2 protein-coding genes and 1 pseudogene are annotated in these 2,147 nt (G+C 38.4%); all 3 read left to right on the top strand.

Annotated elements, in window-relative coordinates:
• Positions 1-991 (top strand): annotated as a pseudogene (locus D7V20_RS18920) (DUF2345 domain-containing protein); the annotation flags it as partial.
• A gap of 296 nt (positions 992-1,287) precedes the next feature.
• Positions 1,288-1,851: a T6SS effector amidase Tae4 family protein gene (locus D7V20_RS18915; RefSeq protein ID WP_120385380.1), complete on the top strand. Its 564-nt coding sequence runs from the start codon at positions 1,288-1,290 to the stop codon at positions 1,849-1,851.
• Positions 1,848-2,147 (top strand): hypothetical protein (locus D7V20_RS18910; RefSeq protein ID WP_147395815.1); only part of this gene is annotated, 300 nt, incomplete at its 3' end. The genes D7V20_RS18915 and D7V20_RS18910, both read left to right, overlap by 4 nt.

Raw genomic sequence — 2,147 nt, 5'->3', positions numbered from 1 at the left:
TGACTTTTTTGATGGAAACATAGACCGACCATTCGTGACAGGGCGAATCCATGAAGGAAGACGCTCACCGACCAAGTTTGATGTAAAAGGTAAATTACCTGCGACCAAAAAACTCAGTGGTATTCGTACCAAAGAAGTTGGTGGTGAGGGTTTTAACCAACTGCGTTTTGATGATACGACAGGGCAGATTAGCACTCAACTTCAGAGTAGTCATGGTGCGACACAACTGAATTTAGGAAACTTGAGTCATCCGAAAGAACAGGCAGAAAGTGAAGGTCGTGGTGAAGGCTTTGAGTTGAGGACGGATGATTGGGGAGCGGTTCGAGCAGGGAAAGGACTATTTGTTGGAACAGATGCACAATTGAATGCTACTGATAAACAACTCGATATAGAAGTTGCAATCCAACGGCTTGAACAAGCTTTGGAACAAGTCAAAATATTACAAAAAGGTGCAACACATGCAAAAGCTGATCCTAAAGATGGTTATACACGTTATCCAAGTTTAAAGCAGCAACTCGATGATCAACTCAAAACTATGGCAAAGCCTAATATTTTGATTAGCACGCCCACTGGTATAAGTGTAACTACTCCCAAAAGTCACAGTTATCAAGCTGGTGAAAATATAACCATGATTGCAAATAAGCAAATTGATATCAGTAGTATGGGTCAACTGACAGCCAACAGCCTTAGTGGTATGAGTTTATATGCTCAACAAGGAGGACTAAAAGTTTTTGCCAATCAAGGAGCAGTGCAAATTCAGGCACAGAATGATATTTTGCAAGTTGCGGCTTTAAAAGATGTATCTATTACTAGTAGTCAAGGTACGATTAATATTGTAGCTGATAAGGAAATAACGCTAGGAAATAAAAGTGGTGGCTATATTAAGATCAAGACAAATGGCTCAATTGAAATCGGTAGTCCTGCTGTTGTAGATGTTAAATCTCAAATGTTTAATACATTAGGAGCAGTACATTTTAATGCAACCTTGCCTAATATGCCCATAAAAGCAAACTCAAAAGATAAAAAAATTACCCATCTGTTTTGGTCTTATGGGGAAGATTGCAAGCCAATTTCCGGTTCCTCTAGGCATTATGTAGACATGAATCTACATATTGAGACAATAAACTATACTGAGGGTGAAGAAGTGTCTGCTCAAATCCAACACGATAGTGTTAATGGAGAAACTCAAACTTTTTCCGTTTCAGGTAAAGTTAATAAGAATGGCGTTGTTGTAATTAAAAATGTACTTAAAGATAAACAGTTAGCTTTTAACTAGAGGGTAAAAAAATGACATGTACCATCACCGCTATTGCTCAAGATAAAACCGTACATTGTATTGCTAATCGACCAAGCTGGGCTGCCGTAAGCAGTTTTTATCAAAATTTGGCTAACACTATGAGTACCATTGAGCTATTTATTGCACTTTTTGGTCCCGACTATGATCGAGGTGTTTTTAATAACTCTTGCGCTACGCGAGTTTCGGTCACGTTACTACACGCTGGAGTAAAAGATGTTGGTCGTGAATATAACGTACAGTATGGTCAATTCAAGGGTAAAGGAATTACTGTCTCTGCGGTGAATATGAGAAAGCTACTCCAAAAAAAATGGAACTCTCCTGAGGTTCCCAATTTTAAAACAGGGGCTACGACCACGCTCGCTGATCTACAACGTGAGATAGGAGGTAGAAAAGGCGTGTTTTCATTTGTTTCTAGCGATCAAAGGAATTTCGGAGCATCTGGTCATATTACAATTTGGGATGGAACAGACGTCATACACGGTACAAGCAAATATCCTAATGAAGCTTATGCCGATGGAAATATAGGTACTGTTTGCCTTTGGGAGTTAAAATGAAAAAATGCTCTATGAACAAAATACTATTTTGTTTAGTCATCTCTAGTGTTGCAAACATCGCTGTTGCAAAGGATTTTTCTACAGAAAATCATGGCATACAAAAAGCAGTGATGACTAAATTTGCACACGACAATCGAGCTTTTGAGGAGTATGCAACATTAGGAAAGGCACAGTGTTATACCAAGTTGTTTAATTTAGAAGAAAAGTATGATCATACAAGTGAGTTATTTAGTAATGCCTCCATTACAATGTATAATGAACGAGTTCCGTTACTTCGGCTTATCAATGGTACTTCT

Source organism: Acinetobacter rongchengensis (assembly GCF_003611475.1).
GTDB classification, from domain to species: Bacteria; Pseudomonadota; Gammaproteobacteria; order Pseudomonadales; family Moraxellaceae; genus Acinetobacter; species Acinetobacter rongchengensis.
The sequence above is the reverse complement of the archived record's forward strand: the minus strand, read 5'-3'. Positions and strand labels throughout refer to the sequence as shown.